Annotated in this window: 18 protein-coding genes; 9 read left to right on the top strand and 9 right to left on the bottom strand. The window is 69.9% G+C overall.

The genetic code is table 11. From position 1 onward, the window contains the following. Positions 1-86: 86 nt before the first annotated feature. A complete protein-coding gene (locus tag JWN21_RS11970) occupies positions 87-1,106 on the bottom strand; it encodes an esterase-like activity of phytase family protein (RefSeq protein WP_299650327.1) in 1,020 nt (339 codons plus the stop codon). Positions 1,107-1,264: 158 nt separating this feature from the next. On the opposite strand from JWN21_RS11970, the gene JWN21_RS11975 reads away from it, so the two are divergent. Further along, positions 1,265-1,606: a glycine zipper 2TM domain-containing protein gene (locus JWN21_RS11975; RefSeq protein ID WP_299650330.1), complete on the top strand. Its 342-nt coding sequence runs from the start codon at positions 1,265-1,267 to the stop codon at positions 1,604-1,606. 416 nt (positions 1,607-2,022) lie between these two features. On the opposite strand, the gene phbB is transcribed toward JWN21_RS11975, so the two are convergent. From phbB to JWN21_RS11995, 4 genes are all read right to left on the bottom strand, one after another. After that, entirely contained in the window at positions 2,023-2,745 is a 723-nt protein-coding gene (gene phbB, locus JWN21_RS11980) for an acetoacetyl-CoA reductase (RefSeq protein WP_299650333.1), read from the bottom strand. A gap of 33 nt (positions 2,746-2,778) precedes the next feature. Continuing rightward, entirely contained in the window at positions 2,779-3,843 is a 1,065-nt protein-coding gene (gene hemH, locus JWN21_RS11985) for a ferrochelatase (protein ID WP_299650336.1), read from the bottom strand. Between the two features lie 58 nt (positions 3,844-3,901). Continuing rightward, positions 3,902-6,067 (bottom strand): molybdopterin cofactor-binding domain-containing protein, encoded by a 2,166-nt coding sequence (locus JWN21_RS11990; protein WP_299650339.1) that lies wholly within the window; start codon positions 6,065-6,067, stop codon positions 3,902-3,904. A gap of 68 nt (positions 6,068-6,135) precedes the next feature. Next, the gene (locus JWN21_RS11995) at positions 6,136-7,839 is read right to left on the bottom strand and encodes a class I adenylate-forming enzyme family protein (RefSeq protein WP_299650342.1); all 1,704 of its coding nucleotides are present in this window, start codon (positions 7,837-7,839) and stop codon (positions 6,136-6,138) included. A 68-nt stretch (positions 7,840-7,907) separates the two neighbouring features. Here JWN21_RS11995 and lgt point away from each other — a divergent pair, with 68 nt between their 5' ends. The 7 genes from lgt to JWN21_RS12030 all read left to right on the top strand — a co-directional run bounded on the left by lgt (position 7,908) and on the right by JWN21_RS12030 (position 14,438). Then, positions 7,908-8,807: a prolipoprotein diacylglyceryl transferase gene (gene lgt / locus JWN21_RS12000; RefSeq protein WP_299650372.1), complete on the top strand. Its 900-nt coding sequence runs from the start codon at positions 7,908-7,910 to the stop codon at positions 8,805-8,807. 196 nt (positions 8,808-9,003) lie between these two features. Beyond that, complete coding sequence (locus tag JWN21_RS12005; RefSeq protein ID WP_299650375.1) at positions 9,004-9,984, top strand: SAM-dependent methyltransferase; 981 nt, start codon at positions 9,004-9,006, stop codon at positions 9,982-9,984. Between the two features lie 128 nt (positions 9,985-10,112). Further along, complete coding sequence (locus tag JWN21_RS12010) at positions 10,113-10,631, top strand: GNAT family N-acetyltransferase (RefSeq protein WP_299650345.1); 519 nt, start codon at positions 10,113-10,115, stop codon at positions 10,629-10,631. Beyond that, complete coding sequence (pgeF, locus tag JWN21_RS12015; protein WP_299650348.1) at positions 10,628-11,404, top strand: peptidoglycan editing factor PgeF; 777 nt, start codon at positions 10,628-10,630, stop codon at positions 11,402-11,404. Before JWN21_RS12010 ends, pgeF begins: the two co-directional genes overlap by 4 nt. 55 nt (positions 11,405-11,459) lie before the next feature. Beyond that, positions 11,460-12,770, top strand: coding sequence for a cystathionine gamma-synthase family protein (locus JWN21_RS12020; RefSeq protein WP_299650378.1), 1,311 nt, complete (start codon positions 11,460-11,462; stop codon positions 12,768-12,770). A gap of 139 nt (positions 12,771-12,909) precedes the next feature. Then, positions 12,910-13,923, top strand: coding sequence for an adenosine deaminase (locus JWN21_RS12025; protein WP_299650351.1), 1,014 nt, complete (start codon positions 12,910-12,912; stop codon positions 13,921-13,923). Beyond that, a complete protein-coding gene (locus JWN21_RS12030; protein ID WP_299650354.1) occupies positions 13,923-14,438 on the top strand; it encodes a phosphoribosyltransferase in 516 nt (171 codons plus the stop codon). Before JWN21_RS12025 ends, JWN21_RS12030 begins: the two co-directional genes overlap by 1 nt. A gap of 156 nt (positions 14,439-14,594) precedes the next feature. On the opposite strand, the gene murA is transcribed toward JWN21_RS12030, so the two are convergent. Beyond that, positions 14,595-15,878 (bottom strand): UDP-N-acetylglucosamine 1-carboxyvinyltransferase, encoded by a 1,284-nt coding sequence (murA, locus tag JWN21_RS12035; protein WP_299650357.1) that lies wholly within the window; start codon positions 15,876-15,878, stop codon positions 14,595-14,597. A gap of 83 nt (positions 15,879-15,961) precedes the next feature. Between murA and ppc the strand changes: the two genes are divergently transcribed. Then, positions 15,962-18,622 (top strand): phosphoenolpyruvate carboxylase, encoded by a 2,661-nt coding sequence (gene ppc / locus JWN21_RS12040; RefSeq protein ID WP_299650360.1) that lies wholly within the window; start codon positions 15,962-15,964, stop codon positions 18,620-18,622. On the opposite strand, the gene JWN21_RS12045 is transcribed toward ppc, so the two are convergent. The 3 genes from JWN21_RS12045 to JWN21_RS12055 form a co-directional block, all read right to left on the bottom strand. Beyond that, on the bottom strand, positions 18,619-18,978 hold the full coding sequence (locus JWN21_RS12045) for a PspC domain-containing protein (RefSeq protein WP_299650363.1): 360 nt from the start codon (positions 18,976-18,978) through the stop codon (positions 18,619-18,621). The two genes, ppc and JWN21_RS12045, sit on opposite strands and share 4 nt — an antisense overlap. 93 nt (positions 18,979-19,071) lie before the next feature. Next, the gene (locus tag JWN21_RS12050; protein ID WP_299650366.1) at positions 19,072-19,467 is read right to left on the bottom strand and encodes a thioesterase family protein; all 396 of its coding nucleotides are present in this window, start codon (positions 19,465-19,467) and stop codon (positions 19,072-19,074) included. A gap of 97 nt (positions 19,468-19,564) precedes the next feature. Then, positions 19,565-20,933 (bottom strand): prolyl oligopeptidase family serine peptidase (locus JWN21_RS12055; protein ID WP_299650369.1); only part of this gene is annotated, 1,369 nt, incomplete at its 5' end.

Below are 20,933 nucleotides of genomic sequence, written 5' to 3' on the forward strand. Positions count from 1 at the left end.
CCCGTTCACGGGGAGGGGGACCGCCCGGTGCAGCCGGGTGGTGGAGGGGAAGGGCCACAAGCCGCACTGCGTCGAGAGCCCCTCCGTCAGCCGCTGACGCGGCTGCCACCTCCCTGTGACCGGGGAGGATCGTCCAGCCGGAACTTCAGCAGCAGCGTCCGCTCCAGCGACGTCTGATTATCGTCGCTCAACAGCCAGATGATCGTCCGCCCGCGCTCGACGCTCGCCGCGACTCCTTCGAAATTGTCGTGGGTCAGCGGGGCAGCAAGCCGCGCGATCACCTGCCCCCGCACCGCCGCACCGGACCGGATCGCATGGGGATCGATCGCCACCAGGATGTTGGCGAAGCGCAGCGGCAAGCCGAACCAGCGATTGAGCACCAGCAATCGTCCGTCCGGCAGTTCGACCGCGTCCGCCGGATCGTAGCCGGCCGGGGGCAGGTAGCGGAACCGGAACGCCGGTTCGGCCTTGACCGTCGGATCGCCCGCCCAGACCAGACCCGCGCGCCACGGCCGCCCCGGGGCCCGCCCTTCCTCGATCGCGACGAAGCTGCCGTCGCGGCGTCTGACCAACGCTTCCGCGCCGCCGTTCGCCCGCCAGCGCCGCATCGCCGCCGGACGTGCTGAGGCCTGAGCGTGCCTCAGCGCCGACGAATAGCGCCAGATCTGATTGGCGCGCTCGAACGCCACCCAGGTCGCGCCGGTACGCGGGTCGATCGCCAGCGCCTCGCTGTCGCGGTCCAGCTTGCGCCACCCGGTCGCCGGTCCGCCCGGCAACGCCGCGAACCGCTGGTCCGACAGCTGTCCGTCCCCGCCCAGCCTGAACGCCACGATATTGCCGCCGTCGCTCAGCATCGTCACCCGGTCGCCGACCACCGCCAGCGCCGAAAAGCCGCCAAACGCGGGATCGGCGCTGGTCAGGTGGACCCCGCCCATGAACGTCAACCGCCCGATCCGGCGTCGCGTCGGATCGTCGGGGTCGAGCGGCACCCGGGTCGCGGTCATCTGCGGGCGTGCGCCGAACAGGTCCAGCCGCGACTCTCCGGACCAGCCGGTCCCCGCCCCGCAGACCGCGACCACGACGAACAAAAGGGTACGGGCGCGCATCGCCGATGGCCGTAGCGCGTCGGCGCGCCGATGCCACTCTCCCTTAACCGGCGATAACGGGGGCATTCAGGGTCGGCTCAATGCGACTCGGCGATAAGTCATTCCAAGGCGACGGCAGTTCCGCCGCCAATCGAGCAACCAGCACGGGAGTGACCGTCATGATCAAGAAGCTCAGCCTGTTCGGTGCGGCCCTGGCGATGACCGCCACCGCAATCGTCCCCGCCACGGCCGCCGACGCGCAGCGCTATCGTCGTGGTTACGAGCAGAACTACCAGCGCGAGTATCGCGGCGACGACGGCTATGCCCGCTCTCGCGCCCGGCAGAAGTGCAAGGACGGCGACGGCGGCACCATCATCGGCGCCATCGCCGGCGGGTTGCTCGGCCGCACCATCGACAACCGCGGCGACCGCCTGCTGGGCACCGTGCTCGGGGCCGGTGCCGGCGCGCTGGCGGGACGGGCGATCGATCGCAGCGATCGGCCGAATTACTGCCGCCGCTGAGGTGACGCCCGGGGCGGCAGCGCCCCGGACCAGCCGCTTTCACAATTTCGCGTAGCGTATCGAGTTCCCCCGCGTAGCGTTTGGGGGCGTGGGGGTCGGCTGTCGTTTGGCGGCCGGCCCCCTAGTTTTTTTGCAGGCTGAAGCGCGGCCACGTCCGCGCTGACGCGCATCGCGCGCAGCCAAGCACGGCCGGCGGGTCGGCTACGCCGGACCCGTTCGACATCAAGGGCGCGGCTTTGCCGCGACCGAACCTTCACTGCTCGCGGGCGCGCCGACGGCAAAGCCGCCGTCGTGACGTCGAACGGGATCGGCCGACCCGCTCGGCCGACCCGCCGGCCGTGCCGGGCGCTGCGCTGCCCGCCTTGCGGGCGCGCACATCGCGGCCGTGCGGCGCTGCCGCCACGCCGCTGCGCCCGTCAGTACATATGCTGCCCGCCATTGATGCTCAGCGTCGATCCGGTCACGAACCCCGCATCCTCCGCCACCAGGAACGCGACCCCGCGTGCGATCTCGTTCGCCTGGCCGAGCCGCCCGACCGGGATGCGCTGCACGATCTTGGCGAGCACGTCGCCCGGCACGGCGGCGACCATGTCGGTGTCGATGTAGCCGGGCGCGATCGCGTTCACGGTGATGCCGAACCGCGCGCCTTCCTGCGCGAGCGCCTTGGTGAAGCCGTGGATGCCCGACTTTGCAGCGGCATAGTTGACCTGCCCGTACTGTCCCGCCTGGCCGTTGACCGAGCCGATGTTGACGATCCGGCCCCAGCCGCGCTCCTTCATGCCCGTGAACACCGCCTTGGCCATGGTGAAGCAGCCGCCGAGGTTGGTGTCGATCACCTCGTTCCAGGACGCCTTGCTCATCTTCATGAGGGTGCCGTCGCGGGTGATGCCGGCATTGTTGACGACGATATCGACCGGCCCCAGCGCGGCCTCGACCGCCGCCACGCCCGCCTGGGTCGCGTCGAAATCGCTCACGTCCCACTGGAAGGCACGGATGCCCGTCCGGCCGGTGAACTCCTCCGCCCGCGCGGTGTTGCCCGCGTAGTTCGCCGCCACGGTGACACCGAGCCCCGTCAGCATCACGCTGATCGCCTCGCCGATCCCGCGCGTGCCACCCGTCACGATCGCTACGCGTGCCATGCCACCTCTCCTTTGTTCGTTGTTACGAGCAGGCTAGGGAGCGTTGCGCCAGCCGGCAAGCTCCCTGGTCAGGATCGTCTTGAGCATCGCCACGCCCGGCGCGCTGTCGTTCAGGCAGGGCAGATAGGCGAAGTCCGTTCCCCCCGCCGCGACGAAGCTCTCGCGCCCGCGAATCGACAGTTCCTCCAGCGTCTCAAGGCAGTCCGCCGAAAAGCCCGGAGCAAAGATCGCCACCCGCTTCTTCCCCTCGCGCGCGAGCCGCACCAGCTCCTCGTCGGTCGCCGGTCCCAGCCACTTGGCCGGCCCGAAGCGGGACTGGAACGCCACGACGAGCTCGCGGCCAAGCGCTTCCGACAGCAGCCGCGCGGTCTTCTGGCAGTGGCAATGATAGGGGTCGCCCAGCTGCAGCGTCCGCTTGGGCATGCCGTGAAAACTCGCAACGATCGCATCGGGCTGGAATGGCAGCGCGGCCAGCCCGCCTTCGATCGTCGTCTTCAGCGCGTCGATATACGCAGGGTCGTCATGGTAAGGCGGCAGCGTCCGGATCGCGGGCTGCCAGCGCATGCCCGCCAGCGCCGCGAACGCCTTGTCGTTGGCGGTTGCGGTCGTCGCCGCGCAATATTGCGGGTACAATGGCGCGAGCAGGATGCGCTCGCACCCCTGATCCTTCAGCGCGTGCAGCCGCTCGGCGATCGCGGGCCGGCCATAGCGCATGGCCCAGTCGACCACGACCTCGCTGCCCCACGCCCCCTGCAGCGCCACCGACTGCGCGCGCGTGATCGCGGCGAGCGGCGAGCCGTCGTCGCGCCAGACCTGCTTGTACGCGTGCGCCGACTTCCGCGGCCGCGTGCGCAGGATCACGCCACGCAGGATCGGTTGCCAGGCGATCGCAGGCAGCTCGACGACGCGCCGGTCCGACAGGAACTCGGCCAGGTAGCGCCGCACGCTGCGGGTGTCGGGGCCATCGGGGGTGCCGAGATTGATGAGCAGCACGCCCAGCTTGCGGGGCGGGATGACGGGGTGATCGGGGGGTGGGGCGTTGCTCCCCTCCCGCGCGCGGGAGGGGCTGGCGGAGGGGATGTCGAGAAGCGGTGACATGCCCTCCCCTAACCCCTCCTGCACGCGGGAGGGGAACAGAATTGCACGCGGCGGCATCCTAAGTCAGCGGCAGCGTCCTAAACCGCCGCCCCGTCGCACTCGCCAGCGCGTTGGCGATCGCCGGCGCGACGGGCGGTACGGCCAGGTCGCCGACCCCGCCGGGCGGCGCGTCGCTGCCGATCAGTTCCACCGTGATGTCGGGCGTGTCGGCGAGGCGCGGCAGGCGGAGGTCGCCGAAATTGGTGACGCTGGCGATGTTGCGGGCATAGCCGGTGGCGGCGCCCGTCGCCTGCGCCAGCCCGAAGATCAGCCCGCCCTCGATCTGCTGGCGCACCAGGTCGGGGTTGATCATCCGCCCGCAATCGACCGCCGCGACGAGCCGCTGGACGCGCACGCTTCCGCTATCGAGCGTCGCTTCCGCCAGTACCGCGACATGGCTGCCGCGAAAGCTGTGGCAGGCGATGCCCTGCCCGCTCCCGGCGGCACCGCCGTCCCAGCCGCCCAGCGAGGCCGCGGTCGACAGGCACCGCGCCGCACGCGCATCGCCGCCCAGCATGCCGATGCGGTAGGAGACCGGCTCCTGGTTGGCGGCGCGCACCACCTCGTCGAGGAAACTTTCGGTGAAGAAGCAGGTCCAGCCATCCGCACCACCGCGCAGGTGCCCGGTCGGCAGGTCGAGCTCGGCCTCATGCCAATCTACCGCCAGCGCCGGCAGCCGATAGGGCGTCGCCGCGCCCGACACGCTGTACGCATCGCCGCTCGCCAGCAGCCCCGCCGCCTTTCCCGTCGCGCCGGGCGCGAGCCGCCGGTGCAGCGCGCGACCGGCCGCGGGCGAGGCGATCTGCGCGCGCCAGGCGGCGATGCCGCCGTTCGCCGCCAGCCGCGCGGTCATCTGCGCCGCCACGGGCGGGCGTACCAAGTTCTGCCGACACGCCTCGCCGCGCGACCAGACCACGCTGACCGGCCGCCGTAGCCTGACGGCGAGCAGCGCCGCCTGCTGCGCGACGCGCGTGTCGAGCCCCTCGCCAAACGAGCCGCCGAGCATCAGCGGGTGCACCGTCACCGCGCTCTCCGCGACGCCCGCCGCGCGCGCTGCCGCTGCTCGCGCCAGGCCGGGTGCCTGCGTCGCCAGCCACAATTCCAACCGCCCGTCACGAAAGGCGGCGGTGGCGCTCGGCGTCTCGATCGCGGCATGCAGGCCCGGACGCACGTCGTAGCGCGCGCTCACCAGCCCGGCACCGGCAAGCAGCGGATCGGGGTCGCCGACCGAGGCCATCCGCGTGCCCGGTCGCTTCAGCGCGGCATCCAGCGCGCGTGCGATGCGGGCGTCGTCCACCACCCCCCCGCTCGTCTCGAACCGTGGCCGCATCGCGTCGAGCGCGCGCTCCGCCGCATAGCCTGTCGTGGCGGCGGCGGCGACCCAGCCCTCCGTCTCGATCACCGCGACCACGCCCGCCACGCGGTCCGCCGCCGCGCGATCGACGCGGATCAGCCGGCTCGCGCCCGTCGGACCCTGGCGGACGGCGGCGTGGATCATGTCGGGCAGGCGGATGTCGGCCGCGAAGTTGGCCGAGCCGTCGACCTTCGCCGGCGCGTCGAGCCGCGGCAGCGACTTGCCTGTCAGCCGCCCCGCGCCACTGCTGCCGAGCGGTAGCGGGTCGGGCAGCGTCTCGCCCGCCGCGTCCGCCGCCAGCACCGCAAAGCGCAGCCGCTGCTTGCCAAGCGTGACGAAGCCATCGGCGACGTTGCACTCCTCCCAGTTCGCGCCCCATCGCCGCGCCGCCGCCTTGAGCAGCAGGCACCGCGCCGCCGCGCCCGCGCGTCGACATTCGCCCTCCCACTGCCGCACCGACGACGAGCCGCCGGTCAGCATCGGTGCGTCGACCAGACGCCCCGGCGGCATCCCGGTCAGCTCCGCCAGCGCGAGCGGGTTGGCATAGAGCGGGTTGACCGGCGCCGCCTCCACGCCGACCGTGCGCCAGTCCGCGCCGAGTTCGTCGGCGACGATCTGCGGCAAGACGGTGTACACCCCCTGGCCGTGCTCGACCTGCGGTACGGCGACGACGACATGCCCGTCCGCGCCGATCTTCAGCCACGCGCCGAACACCGTCTCACCGGGGCTGGAGGTGAGGTTCGTCGGATATTCGCGCGGCCACACCGCCCAGCCGACGAGGAGGCCGACCCCGGCGCCGCCACCGATCAGGAGTTGCCGCCGGGAGATCATGGGGAGGCGTTAGCGGGGGCCGAGGCGGGCGTCACCTCCTCGCCTCTCCCGCAAGCGGGAGAGGGAGATCAGGCCCGTTCCAACGCCCACTTGGCGCGATACGCGTTGCGCAGCCCGACCTTGTCGATCTTCTCCGTCCCCAGCCGGGGGAGTGCATCCGCCGACAGCCAGATCCGCGCCGGCACCTTGAACGCGGCGATGTGCTCGCCGAGGAACCCCTGCAGCGCGGCTTCGTCCATCGACGCACCCTCCGCCAGGTGCACCACGGCACCCGGCACTTCGCCCATCCGCTCGTCGGCCAGTCCGAACACCGCCGCTTCGGCCACCGCCGGATGCTCGTACAGCGCCGCCTCGACCTCCTGGCAGCTGATGTTCTCGCCGCCGCGGATGATGATGTCCTTCTTGCGGTCGACGATGAACAGATAGCCGTCCTCGTCGAGATAGCCGATGTCGCCGGTCAGGAAGTATCCGTCGGCGGTGAACGCCGCCGCCGTCGCCTCGGGATTGCCCCAATATTCGGTGAAGTTGCACGCGGTGCGGATGCCGATCTCGCCGCGTTCGCCCTGCGCCAGCGCGCGACCGGCGTCGTCCAGGATCGCCAGGTCGACCAGCGGCCGGCTCGGCAGCCCGGCGGAGTTCGGCTTGGCGAGGTAATTGTCGCGCCAATTGCCCGTGCCCACGCCGTTGGTCTCGGTCAGGCCATAGCCGATCAGCGGCGCGCCCTCGCCCTTGGGCCCGCCCATCTCCTCCTTCAGCCGCTTGACGTGCTCGACCGGCCGCGGCGCGCCGCCGGCCGCGAAGTCCGTGACCGTCGACAGATCGTATTCGGCCCGTCGGGGATGGTTGAGGATCTCGAAGCTCATCAACGGCACGCCGACAAAATAGCTGACGCCCTCCTGCTGGATCAGCCGCATCGCCTCCTCCGCGTCCCATCTGGGCATCAGCACCAGCTTGCGTCCTATCGCGAAGCTCTGCAGGAACACGGGCACCTCGGCGGTGACGTGGAACAGCGGCACGTTGAGCAGCGTCGAGGGCTGGCCCTGCGGCGGATTGCCGTCCTGCGTCGCCAGCCCCATCATCATCAAGGCCTGCGCGAGATAGTTGAACACCCCCTGCAGCACCGCGCCATGCGTCGAGATCGCGCCCTTCGACTGGCCGGTCGAGCCGCTGGTGAACAGGATCGTCGCCCAGTCGTCGGGCCCAAGCTCCGGCAGATCCCCAACGTCTTCAAGCAGCGGCGCCAGCGCCTCTTCCAGCGCCAGCGTGTCGTCCAGTTCGATCAGCGTCGGCAGCCCGGCGACCGCGCGCAGTCGCTTGCAGCGGGGGCCGTCCGCAACGATCAGCGAGCATTCGACGTCGTGGACCGCCACGCTCATCTCCTCGCTCTGCCACCAGCCGTTGAGCAATGTGGCCACGCCACCCGCGATCAGCACGCCCATATAGGTGGCGATCCAGCTGGGCGAGTTGCGCATCGCGATGCCGACCCGGTCGCCCTTGCGCACCCCGCGCGCGATCAGCCCGCGCGCGACCCGCTGCGCCAGCGCATGCACCTCGGCATAGGTCAGCCGCTCCTCGCCAGCGACCAGGAAGGTCGCCGCGCCATGCTCGTGCGCGTAGTGCGCCATGTAGTGCGCCAGGCTGGGCGGCGCGGCGGTGATGACGGGCAGATCGACGCCCCAGCGCGACGGCTTCGATCCGACCGGCAGCATGCCGGCGGGCGCGGTGAGCGCGGCCATCGTCGCGTTCATCCGCTGGTCCAGCTGGCTCGGCATGGCTCTCTCCGCTTCCGTTTGGTTCTTTGGCCCTTTATGCAGGCGCGAATGCCGGGGGAAAAGCCTTGATCCTGTTTAGTTTGGCTCAGGCCGTTACCGCGGTCGGCGACCCCACCGGCCACGTCCGCTTCAGCGAACTGGGCCTCGACCCGAACGTCTTCTCGATCGGCTGGTTCACGCTGCGCTGGTACAGCCTGGCCTATATCGCCGGCATCGTCATCGGCTGGTGGTATCTGCTCAAGCTGATCGCGCAGCCGGGCGCGCCGATGGCGCGGCGGCATGCCGACGATCTGGTGTTTTATGCGACGCTGGGCATCATCCTGGGCGGACGGCTCGGCTACATCCTGTTCTACGCGCCGGAGATGATCGCGTCGCCGCTGCGCATTTTGCGGCTGTGGGACGGGGGCATGTCGTTCCATGGCGGCGTGATCGGCACCTCGCTCGGCCTCATCCTGTTCGCGCGCAAGCATGGGCTAAACTGGCTGCGCATCCATGATTACGTCGCCTGCGTCGTTCCGTTCGGGCTGTTTTTCGGCCGGCTCGCGAATTTCGTGAACGGCGAATTGTGGGGCAAGCCGACCGACGTCGCCTGGGGCATCGTCTTCGACCGCACCGTGTCGTCGGGGCTGGAGCCGTCGCGCCATCCATCGCAGCTGTACGAGGCGGGGCTGGAGGGCGTGGCGCTGTTCGCGCTGCTCTGGTGGGCGTTCCGGCGGACGCAGGCGCGCTACGAGCCGGGCAAGCTCGTCGGGCTGTTCATCCTCGGCTACGGCCTGGCGCGCTTTCTCGTCGAATTCTTCCGCGAACCCGACGGGCAGGAATGGACGCAGCGCGTCGCCGCGACGGGGCTGCACATGGGTCAATGGCTTTGCGTGCCGATGATCGTTGGCGGCGTGTACCTGATCGTGACCGCGCCGAGGCGGCGGACACGGGTGGAGCCGATCGCGGGCAGTGCGAGTGTGGCCTGAAATCCTTCCCGGGACCGGGAGGGGGACCGCTCGCGTCGCGAGTGGTGGAGGGGGCGGGCCAGGGGCAGTACGCTTGGTCGAGAGCCCCCTCCGTCAGCCGCTGACGCGACTGCCACCTCCCCGTCCCGGGGAGGATTGAGTGTCGTCCCCCCTCCTCCCCGAGCGCCTTGCCCGCGCGATCGCGCTTGCCGGGCCGATGTCGTTGTCGCAATTCATGGGCGCGGCGAACGCTCATTATTACGCCACGCGCGATCCGCTGGGCGCGGGTGGCGATTTCACCACCGCGCCAGAGATCAGCCAGATGTTCGGCGAGCTGGTCGGGCTGTGGGGCGCGGACCTGTGGGATCGCGCCGGCCGACCGGATGTCGCGTGGGTGGAGCTTGGCCCCGGCCGTGGCACGCTCGCCGCCGACGCGTCGCGCGCGATGGCGAAGGCGGGCCTCACCCCCTCCATCCACCTTGTCGAGACCTCTCCGACCTTGCGCACCGCGCAGGCCGAACGCGTCGCGGGCGCGACATGGCATGACGCGGTCGACACGCTCCCCGCCGACCGCCCGCTGATCGTCGTCGCCAACGAGTTCTTCGACGCGCTGCCGATCCGCCAGCTTCTGCGCGGCGCGGACAGCTGGCGCGAGCGGCTGGTCGCCTGCCAGGACCTGCTGTTCCTGCCGATTGCCGGCCCCCCGGTGCCCGATGCGGTAATCCCGGCGCCGCTGCGCGATGCACCGCCCGGCAGCGTGCTGGAGATCTCGCCCGCGAGCGTGGCCGTCATCCGTCAGCTCGCCCGCCGGCTCGCCGCGCAGGGCGGCGCGCTGCTGGTGATCGACTATGGTCATGAAGGCCCGGCGCTCGGCGATACCTTTCAGGCGGTTCGCGGCCACGCCCCCGCCAACCCGTACGACGCACCCGGCGAGCAGGACCTGACCGCGCATGTCGACTTCACCACGCTCGCGGCTGCGGCGCAGACCGAAGGGGCGGTCGCGTGGGGGCCGGTCGAGCAGGGCGAGTGGCTGATCCGGCTCGGCATCGACGCGCGCGCCGCCGCGCTCGCCCGCACTACACCGGAGCGCGGGGACGCGATCGCCGCCGACCGCGTGCGGCTGGTCAACGACATGGGCGCGCTGTTCAAGGTGCTCGGCGTCACTGCGCCAGGCTGGCCGCGACCGGCCGGTTTTTGACGACGTCCGTCACCCTGAACTTGTTTCAGGGTCCATGCGCGACAGCCCGACAAAGAGCCGACCGCCAATGACGCAATCGTCACGCGTGGATGCTGAAACAAGTTCAGGGTGACGTTAGGAGCTGATTGATGAGCACCACTTATCGCGACGCGACGCCTGCCGACGGTTCCAATCTGGACGCGATGGCACGCGCGATCTGGCTTGAGACGTTCGCCGGCTCCGCGCCCGACAGCGACCTGCAAGCGTATGTCGCGGGGGCGTATGGCCCGGACGGCAAGCTGCTGCGCGACCTCGCCGATCCCGCGAACCGCTTTCGCCTCGCGGTCGATGGTGACCGCATTCTCGGCTATGCGAAGCTGGTCCAGCCGTTCCTCGACCCTTCCCTGGTCGACGCGGGCGCGCTTCAGCTAAGTCAGCTCTACGTCGTCGCCGACCGTCACGGCGACGGCATCGGTCCTGCGCTGCTGGACTGGACGATCGCTACCGCGCGGGCGGAAAGCGCGCCCGCGCTTTTCCTCACCGTCTGGGAGGACAATGCCCGCGCGTTGCGGTTCTATCAGCGGCGCGGTTTCGTGCATGTCGGCGACTACGCCTTCCAGACCGGCACGCAGGTCGATCGCGACCTGATCATGCGGCTGGCGCTGTGAGCATCGACGCTATCCTGGCCAGCGCGCTCGCTGTCCCCCATGCGTTCTTCAGCCGGGGCGGCGGCGTGTCTACCGGCCTCGTCGCCGGGCTCAACTGTGGCTTCGGCTCGGCCGACGACCCGGCGGCAGTAGCGGAGAACCGCCGTCGCGCGGCCGACGCGGTGCTGCCCGGCGCGGCGCTGGTGGGGATGTATCAGATCCACGGTCACGCCGTGGCGACCGTCGCGCAACCCTGGCGCGACGCCGACCGGCCGCACGCGGATGCGCTCGTCACCGACCGGCCGGGCGTGCTGCTCGCCATCCTCACCGCCGACTGCGCGCCCGTGCTGTTCGCAGACGCGCAGGCCGGCGTGGTCGGCGCGGCGCACGCCGGGTGGAAGGGCGCGCTCGCCGGCGTCACCGATGCGACGCTCGCCGCGATGGAGGCGCTCGGCGCGGACCGCTCGCGGATCGCCGCCGCGATCGGCCCCTGCATCGCGCGCGCCAGCTACGAGGTGGACGATGGCTTCGCGCGCCGCTTCGAGGAGGCGGACCCGGCGAACGAACGCTTCTTCTCGGCCGGTCAGCCGGGCCATCATCGATTCGATCTGGAAGCCTATGTCGCCCACCGCCTCGCCGCTGCCGGCATCACTCGCGTCGAGGCGCTGGGCCTCGACACCTATGCGCACGCGGACCGCTTCTACAGCTTCCGCCGCGCCACCCACCGCCGCGAGCCGGATTATGGTCGCCAGATCAGCCTGATCGGTCTCGCCTCGGGCGGCAGCGACGCGTAATGTCGCGCCAAGGAGAGCGTCCATGCCCAGTTCACCCGATCAGACCGAAGCCGACATGAGCGCCGTCGCCGCGCCACGCGGCAAGCCCAAGCCCGAGGTCAGCGAGATCGGCGGCCGCAAGCTCAAGCCGTCGACGCTGATGATGGGCCACGGCTATGACCCCGCGCTGTCGGAAGGATCGCTGAAACCGCCGATCTTCCTGACTTCCACCTTCGTCTTCCCCAACGCCGCTGCCGGCAAGCGTCATTTCGAGGGTGTCACCGGCAAGCGGCCGGGCGGCGCCGAGGGGCTGGTCTATTCGCGCTTCAACGGCCCCAATCAGGAGATCCTGGAGGATCGCCTCGCCGTCTGGGAGGAGGCGGAGGACGCGCTCGCCTTCTCGTCCGGCATGTCGGCGATCGCCACCTTGTTCCTGTCGATGGTCAAGCCCGGTGACACGATCGTGCATAGCGGCCCGCTCTATGCCGCCACCGAGACGCTGATCGCGCGCGTGCTGGGGCGGTTCGGCGTCCACTGGCTAGACTTCCCCGCCGGTGCGACGCGCGAGGAGATCGACGCGGTGCTGGCCAAGGCAGCGACCGGCCGCGTGGCGCTGATCTATCTGGAGTCGCCCGCCAATCCCACCAACGTGCTGGTCGATGTCGAGGCGGTCGCCGCGTCGCGCGACGCGATCTGGACGGGCCAGAATCACGCTGGCGACAAGCCGCCGATCGCGATCGACAACACGTTCCTGGGGCCGTTGTGGCATCAGCCGCTGAAGCACGGCGCCGATCTCGTCATCTACTCCCTGACCAAATATGCCGGCGGTCATTCGGATCTGGTCGCGGGCGGGCTGCTGGGGTCGAAGGAACAGATCAACATCGTCCGGTCGATGCGCAATACGATCGGCACGATCACCGATCCCAACACCGCCTGGATGCTGCTGCGGTCGCTGGAGACGCTGGAACTGCGCATGAGCCGCGCGGGCGAGAACGCGGCCAAGGTCTGCGCCTGGCTGCGCGATCATCCCAAGGTCGAGCGCGTCGGCTACCTCGGCTTCCTCGAGACGACCGCGGGCGACGAGCGCCAGGCCGACATCTACCGCCGCCACTGCACCGGCGGCGGTTCGACCTTCTCACTTTACCTCAAGGGCGGCGAGCGCGAGGCGTTCGCCTTCCTCGACGCGCTCAAGATCGCCAAGCTCGCGGTATCGCTCGGCGGCACGGAGACGCTGGCGTCGCACCCGGCCGGGATGACGCACCTGTCGGTCCCCGACGCGCGCAAGCAGGCGCTGGGGATCACCGACAACCTCGTCCGCATCTCGATCGGCGTGGAGGACGCCGACGACCTGATCGCCGACATGGAGCAGGCGCTGGAGGCCATCTAGGCTGCTTCCGCCTTCTGCCCCTCCCCCCCAGGACGTCGGGGTCCAGTCCGCGGCACCGCCGACTGGGCCCCGGCTTCCGCCGGGGAGGCGACCACAAGATGGGCTTGCGCTTGAGGCATGCCGCATTGAGGATCAGCCGATGACCGACCTCGCCACCTTCATCACCGGCCTGCCCAAGGCCGAACTGCACCTCCATATCGAGGGCAGCCTCGAACCCGAGCTTATGGTCGCGCTGGCGGAGCGCAACAGCATCGCCATCCCCTTCGCCAGCGTCGAGGAGGTGCGCGCCGCGTACAGCTTTTCCAACCTCCAGGACTTTCTCGACATCTATTATCAGGGGGCGGCGGTCCTCATCACCGCACGGGATTTCCACGACCTCGCCGCCGCCTATTTCGATCGCATCGCGGCGGACGGCGTCGTCCACGCGGAGATCATGTTCGATCCCCAGACCCACACCGATCGCGGCATCGCCTTCGACACGGTGATGGAGGGGCTGCTCGCCGCAATCGACGAGGCGGAAGCGAAGCACGGCATCACCGCGCGGCTGATCTGCTCGTTCCTGCGCCATCTGTCCGAGGAGGCGGCGTTTGCGACGCTCGACCAGGCGACGCCGTGGAAAGACCGGATCGAAGCGGTCGGGCTAGACTCGTCGGAGGTCGGCCATCCGCCGTCGAAGTTCGCCCGGGTCTTCGCCGAGGCCCGCGCGCGCGGTTTCCGGCTGTGCGCGCATGCCGGCGAGGAAGGCCCGCCCGCCTATGTCGCCGAGGCGCTCGACCTGCTCGGCGTCGACCGGCTCGATCACGGCAACCGCTGTCTGGAGGACGCCGCCCTCACCGCGCGCCTCGCGCGCAGCGGCATGACGCTGACCGTGTGCCCCTTGTCCAACGTGGCGTTGCGCAACGTTGCCGACATTGCCGATCACCCGATCGACCGCATGCTGGCGGCGGGGCTGCACGCCACCGTCAACTCCGACGATCCAGCCTATTTCGGCGGCTATGTCGGCGCGAACTACCTTGCGGTGGCCGAGGCACGAGGGCTGAGCCGCGCCGACCTGGTCCGCCTCGCGCGCAACAGCTTTCTCGGCTCGTTCCTGCCCGACGCCGACGTGGCGCGGCACCTGGCGGCGCTCGACGCCTATGCGGCGGCTGCCTGATGCCGGTCTTCACCCCTGTAAGCCACGAACAGGTCGTCGCCGATGTGCTCGCCATCGCCGCCGCGATTGCCGCCGACGACTGGCGCCCCACCTGCCTGATCGGAGTCGGGCGCGGCGGGCTGGTGCCGGCGGTGTACCTCAGCCACGCCAGCGGCCTGCCGACGCTCAGCTGCGACCTGTCGAGCAACGTCGCGGATTTCGCCGACGATGTGCTCGTCCGTCTCGCCGGGCGCACGCATAGCGGCGAACGCTTGCTGTTCGTCGACGACATCAACGATTCGGGCCGCACCATCGGCCTGCTTCGCGCGACGCTCGCCCGCGCAGGCGCGGCCGAAGGCGCAGTCCGGTTCGCGACGCTGCTCGACAACATCGCGTCGGCGCAACGCGTCGATTATCGCGCGCGAACGCTGGATAGGACGGTCAACAAGGACTGGTTCGTGTTTCCGTGGGAGGCGCTTGCCGCCCCGGACACCCTCGCCGTCGACGCCGCCGCCGTGCCGGAACGGATTCGCTGACGGCCCGGCGCGGCAAAGCCGCATCGTCGACCGGGATCGGCCCAAGGAAGATTTGGGCCGACCCGGCGGGGCACCCCGCAAAGTAATACTTCGCGCGGACCCCTCGGCCGGGCTTGCGCGAGTCAGCCGGACGTGGCCGGCCTGCCGCGCTGCGCCCTACCCGTCCCCCACCCGCTCGATATCGGCTCCCACTGCCGACAGCTTCTCCTCCAGCCGCTCGTAGCCCCGGTCGAGGTGGTACACTCGGCTGACCTGCGTCTCGCCCTCCGCCGCCAGCCCGGCGAGGATCAGGCTCATCGACGCGCGCAGGTCGGTCGCCATCACCTGCGCGCCGACCAGTGACGCGCCGCCCTGCACGATTGCGGTGCGCCCGCTGACCTGCACCTGTGCGCCCATCCGCGCCAGTTCGGGGACGTGCATGTAGCGGTTCTCGAAGATCGTCTCGGTCAGCACGCTCGCACCGTCGGCCATCAGCAGCATCGCCATGAACTGCGCCTGCATGTCGGTGGCAAAGCCCGGATAGGGGGCGGTCGAGAGCGTGATCGGCCGCAGCCGCCCGTCGGCGCGCACGCGCACGCCGTTGGGCAGCTCGGTCACCTCGACGCCCGCCTCCACCAGCGCGTCCAGCGTCGCACGCATGTCGCTCGCCTTCGCGCCCGCCAGCTCCAGCTCGCCGCCGGTAATCGCGGCGGCACAGGCATAGGAGCCCGCCTCGATCCGGTCGGGCATGACGGCATAGGTGGCGCCGTGCAGCCGGTCGCGCCCCTCGATCGTCAAGGTGTTGGTGCCGATGCCGTCGATGCTCGCGCCCATCGCGACCAGCAATCGGCACAGATCGACGATCTCCGGCTCGCGCGCCGCGTTCTCGATCAGCGAGGTGCCGCGAGCAGTTGCCGCCGCCATGACGACATTCTCGGTTGCGCCCACCGACACGACCGGGAAGCGATAGCGCCCGCCCGACAGCCGACCGCCCGGCGCGGTCGCGCGGACATAGCCGGCGGCGGTCTCCAGCTCCGCGCCGATCGCCTCCAGCGCCTTCAGGTGCAGGTCGATGGGACGGTTCCCGATCGCGCACCCGCCCGGCAACGAGACGAGCGCCTCGCCGCCCCGGCCGAGCAACGGACCCAGCACCAGGATCGACGCGCGCATCTTGCGGACGATGTCGTACGGCGCTTCGGACGAGGTCAGCTTGCCGGCGCGGATCGTCATCACCCGCCCGAACTCCTCCGGGCGCGATCCCTCGATCTTGGTCGACGCGCCGAGCTGATTGAGCAGGTGCCCGAAGCTGTCGACATCGGCCAGCCGCGGCAGGTTTCGCAACGTCAGCGGCTCGTCGGTCAGCAACGCGCACGGCATCAGCGTCAACGCCGAATTCTTCGCGCCGGAAATGGGCAGGCGGCCGGCCAGACGCTTGCCGCCGCGGATGATGATACGGTCCATGTCGCGCGCTTATCGCGCGCGGCACGCGGCGGGAAGAGTGCGGTCTGTTGACCGTGTGCATCCCGCAGCGCAGCATTGCGGCCATGGACACTCTGCCACCCGTCGCCAACAACCCCGATGTACGGTTTCTCGGCGCCATACTGGGCGAGGTCATCCGCGGTTTTGCGGGTGAGGAGACGTTCCAGACGATCGAGGCCATTCGCCGCGCGTCGGTCGAACGCCATCGGCAGGCCGGCGACGAGCACCTCGACCTCTCCCATCTCGATCTCGACACGGCGCTGGAGGTGGTGCGGGGATTCATGCTGTTCTCCATGCTCGCCAACCTGGCCGAGGATCGGCAGGGAGTGGTCGCGGAAGAGGGCGCGGACCTCGCCGCCGCGCTGGCGAAGCTGCGCGCCGATGGTGTGGAGTCCGATCGCGTCCGCGACCTGCTCGCCCGCGCGCTGGTCGCGCCGGTGCTGACCGCGCATCCCACCGAAGTGCGGCGCAAGAGCATGATCGACCATCGCAACCGTGTCGCGGCGTTGATGACGATGAAGGATGCGGGCGAAGCGGAAACGCCCGACGGCGATCTCGTCGACGACGCGATCCGTCGCCAGATCGCGCTGCTGTGGCAGACCCGCGCGCTGCGCCGCGAGCGGCTGTACGTCACCGACGAGGTGGAGATCGCGCTGTCCTATCTGCGCGACGTGTTCCTGCCCGCGCTGCCCGCCCTGTATGCGCGCTGGGACCGGGCGCTGGAGGGCAGGACGCCCTCCTTTCTCAAGCCGGGCAGCTGGATCGGCGGCGATCGCGACGGCAACCCCTTCGTCACTGCGGACTCGCTCGCCACCGCGCTTGCGCGAGCGGCGGAAGCGGTGCTGGGCCACTACCTCGACGCGGTCCATGCGCTCGGCGCGGAGCTGTCGATCTCCAGCACGCAGACGTCGGTCGACGATGCCGTCGTCGCACTGGCCGAACGCAGCGGCGACGCGGCCACGAGCCGGCAGGACGAACCCTATCGCCGTGCGCTGTCGGGCATCTACGCCCGACTCGCCGCCACCCACCTCGCGCTGACCGGCAAGCCCGCGCCACGACCGGGCGCGCTGTCCGGCGAGGCTTACCCGCATCCCCACGCGCTGCGCGCCGATCTGGTCGCGATCTCCCGCGCGTTGACGGCCTCGGGAGGTGGCGCGCTGGCGAGCGGCGGCGCGCTCGGGCGGCTGATCCGCGCGGTCGACCTCTTCGGCTTCCACCTCGCCACGCTCGATCTGCGCCAGAACTCTGCGGTGCACGAACGCGTCGTCGCAGAGCTGCTGGCGGTCGCCGGCGTCGAAGCCGACTACGCCGCGCTCGACGAGGACGCGCGCGTCGCGTTGCTGCGCCGCGAACTGGCCGGGCCGCGGCCGCTGGCGAGTCCGTTCGCGGGCTATACGGAGGAGACGCAGGGCGAACTCGCCACCGTCCGCGCCGCCGCTGCAGCGCACAGCCGGTACGGCCCGGCGTGCATCACGCAGTATATCGTCTCGATGGGCAAGTCGGTCAGCGATCTGCTCGAGGTCAACCTGCTGCTCAAGGAGGCGGGGCTCTACCGACCCGGCGCGGAGCCGACGGCGGCGATCATGGCGGTGCCGCTGTTCGAGACGATCGAGGATCTCGAAGCCGCGCCCGGCATCATGGCCGCGTGGTTCGCGCTGCCCGAGGTCGCCGTCGTGGCGCGCGGGCGCGGTCATCAGGAGGTGATGATCGGCTATTCGGATTCGAACAAGGACGGCGGCTATCTGACCTCCACCTGGAGCCTCAGTCAGGCATCCGCCGCGCTGCGCCCGGTGTTCGACGCGGCCGGCGTGGGGTTGCAGCTGTTCCACGGTCGCGGTGGCGCGGTGGGGCGCGGCGGCGGCTCGTCGTTCGCCGCCATTCGCGCGCAGCCGCCGGGCACGGTCGAGGGCCGCATCCGCATCACCGAACAGGGCGAGGTGATCGCGGGCAAATACGGCACGCCCGCCAGCGCGGTCGCCAATCTGGAGGCGATGGCGTCGGCGACGCTGCTCGCTACGCTGGAGCCGCCGCGGCTGTCGATTGCGGAGAACGCCACCTTCGCCGCCGCGATGGATCGGCTCTCGGCCGGCGCTTTCCGTGCCTATCGCGCCCTGGTCTATGAGACGGAGGGTTTCCGCACCTTTTTTCGCCAGATGACGCCGATCGCGGAGATCGCGAACCTCAACATCGGCTCGCGCCCGCCGAGCCGCACCAGGTCGGACCGGATCGAGGATCTGCGCGCGATTCCCTGGGTGTTCAGCTGGGCGCAGGCGCGCGTCATGCTGCCCGGCTGGTACGGCGTCGGTCAGGCGCTCGCCGGGTTCGAGGACCCGGCGCTGCTGGCGGACATGGCGGCGGGGTGGCCGTTGTTCGCGTCGACGCTGGCCAATATGGAGATGGTGCTCGCCAAGTCCGACATGGCTCTGGCGGCGCAGTATGCCGAGCTGGTGGATGACGAGCTGCGCCCGATCTTCGCCACCATCCGCGCCGGCTGGGACCAGGCGCATGACGGGCTGCTCGCCGCCACCGGCCAGTCGCGGTTGCTGGAGAAGAGCCCGCGCCTCGACGCCTCGATCCGGCTGCGGCTGCCTTATGTGGAGCCGCTAAACCTGCTTCAGGTCGAGCTGATGAAGCGCCACCGCGCGGGCGAGGACGATCCGCGTATCGCCGAGGGCATCCTGCTGTCGATAAACGCGATCGCCACCGCGCTGCGCAACTCGGGCTAGGCCGCCCTGGCGCGGGCGATCGGCACGTCGTCATTGTCGCCGCGCAGCGCCGGCACCGTATCGGCCACGACGGCAGGGGCGTGCAACGGCGAGGCCCAGCGGAACGCGGCGAGCAGCACGCCCAGCGTCAGATAGGTCGCGATCATTGCCGTCGGGCTCCAGAACAGGCCCAGCGCCAGCGCGGTGCGCAGCCAGTTGGCATGGATGCCCAGCTCTTCGCCAAGGCCGTGGCAGACGCCGAGCATCGTGTCGGAACGGGCCCAAATCGGGGTGGCGGCGTCGCTCATGGTCGCATTCTCCGGCGTGGCGGGCGGTGTCGCCTGCTTCGTCAGAATGCTTTGCAGATGATGTGCCAAATGGCTGGTCCGTGTCATTCCAGTCACTTAGCGTTAGGATGCTTGCCCAGGGATGAATTACGCTGGTGAATCTCGCCAGACTTTGGCGCGTGATCAGGCCAGGAATGGCGCGGCGAACTCCGGGCGGATACGGAGCAGGCGACCCGTGGCGCGGTCGAGCAGCGCCCAGGTCGATCGTCCTTCCACCCGCACGCGGCCGTCGGCGCCCGTGAACCGGAACAAGCGGTCGAAGCGCGCGCCCTTGGGGGCATCGGCGACCCACGTCTCGCCGGTCACGCTCTCTCCCACCGCGACGTTGCCGCGATAGTCGATCTCGTGGCGCGTCACGACCCAGACGTGCGCCGCCTGATGGTCGTCGGGCGCAACCGCCTTCCAATGGTCGACGCTGAGTTCCTGCACCCAGCGGACCCAGACGGCATTGTTGACATGGCCGAGTTCGTCGATGTCGGTGGGTAGCGCGGTGAAGGCGCGGGTGAAGGGTGGCGTCATCTCTGCTCCCCGCCACCCTGAACCTGTTTCAGGGTCCATGCGACGACCCCGACACGGCTACTGCCGGCGAGGGTCGCGCGTGGACCCTGAAACGAGTTCAGCATGACTGTGGTTCGATCCCCAGCTGCCACAGCACGAAGGCGTGTTCCTCCGCCGTCTCGCGGAGCGAGTCGAACCTGCCCGACTTGCCGCCATGCCCCGCGCCCATGTTGGTCTTGAGCAGCAGGACGTTGTCGTCGGTCTTGGTGGCGCGCAGCTTGGCGGCCCATTTCGCCGGCTCCCAGTACGTCACGCGGGGGTCGTTGAGGCCGCCGGAGATGAACAGCGGCGGGTATCCTTGCGCGGACACGTTCTGATACGGGTCGTAGCCGCGGATCAGGTCGAAGGCGGCGGGGTCCTCGATCGGGTTGCCCCATTCGGGCCATTCGCCCGGCGTCAGCGGCAGGTCGGCGTCGAGCATGGTGTTGAGCACGTCGACGAACGGCACTTCGGCGACGATGCCGGCGAACAGGTCGCCGGCGCGGTTGGCGACCGCGCCCATCAGCATGCCGCCGGCGCTGCCGCCGTGGCCGACGATGCGCTGCTCGCTGGAATAGTTTTCCGCGATCAGCGCGCGCGCGCTCGCTGCGAAGTCATCGAAGCTGTTGGTCTTCTTGTCGCGCTTGCCGTCGAGATACCAGCCCCAGCCTTTGTCGGCGCCGCCGCGGATATGCGCGATCGCATAGACGAAGCCGCGATCCACCAGCGAGAGCCGGTTGGCGGAGAACGACGCCGGCATGGCCATGCCGTAGCTGCCATAGCCATAGAGCAGCAGCGGGGCCGCGCCGTCGCGCTTGAGATCCTTGTGGTGCAGGATCGACACCGGCACGTCGGCGCCGTCCTCGGCCTTCGCCATGATGCGCGTGGTGACGTAATCCGCCGGGTTGTGGCCGCTGGGAATTTCTTGCTGTTTGCGCAAAACGCGCTCGCGCGTCGCCATGTCGTAGTCGTACACTTCCGAGGGCGTCGTCATCGACGAATAGGAAAACCGCAGATTGGTGGTGTCGAACTCGTAACCGCCCATCGCATCCAGCGAATAGGCCGCCTCGTCGAACGCGATGGCGTGTTCTTCGGAGGTCGTGAGATCGCGGATGATGATCGCCGGCAGCGCGTTGGCGCGCTCGACGCGCACCAGATGACCGGCCGTCAGATCGATATCGATCAAATAGACGCCTTCGCGGTGCGCAATGAGATCGCGCCAGTTGTCGCGTGACGGCGTCGCCAGCGGCGCGGTGACGACCTTGAAATCGATCGCGCCGTCGGCATTGGTAAGAATGAACAGTTCGTCGCCGCGATCGGCCAGCGAATATTGCACGCCCTCTTGGCGCGCGGCGACCAGACGTGGCGGAGCATCCGGATTAGCGAGATCGAGCAAACGCTGCTCCGAGGTCTCGTGGTCGCCGCCGGCGATCACGCCGAAGCGGCCG

This window comes from Sphingomonas bacterium (assembly GCF_028292945.1).
In the GTDB taxonomy this organism is placed as follows: Bacteria; Pseudomonadota; Alphaproteobacteria; order Sphingomonadales; family Sphingomonadaceae; genus Sphingomonas.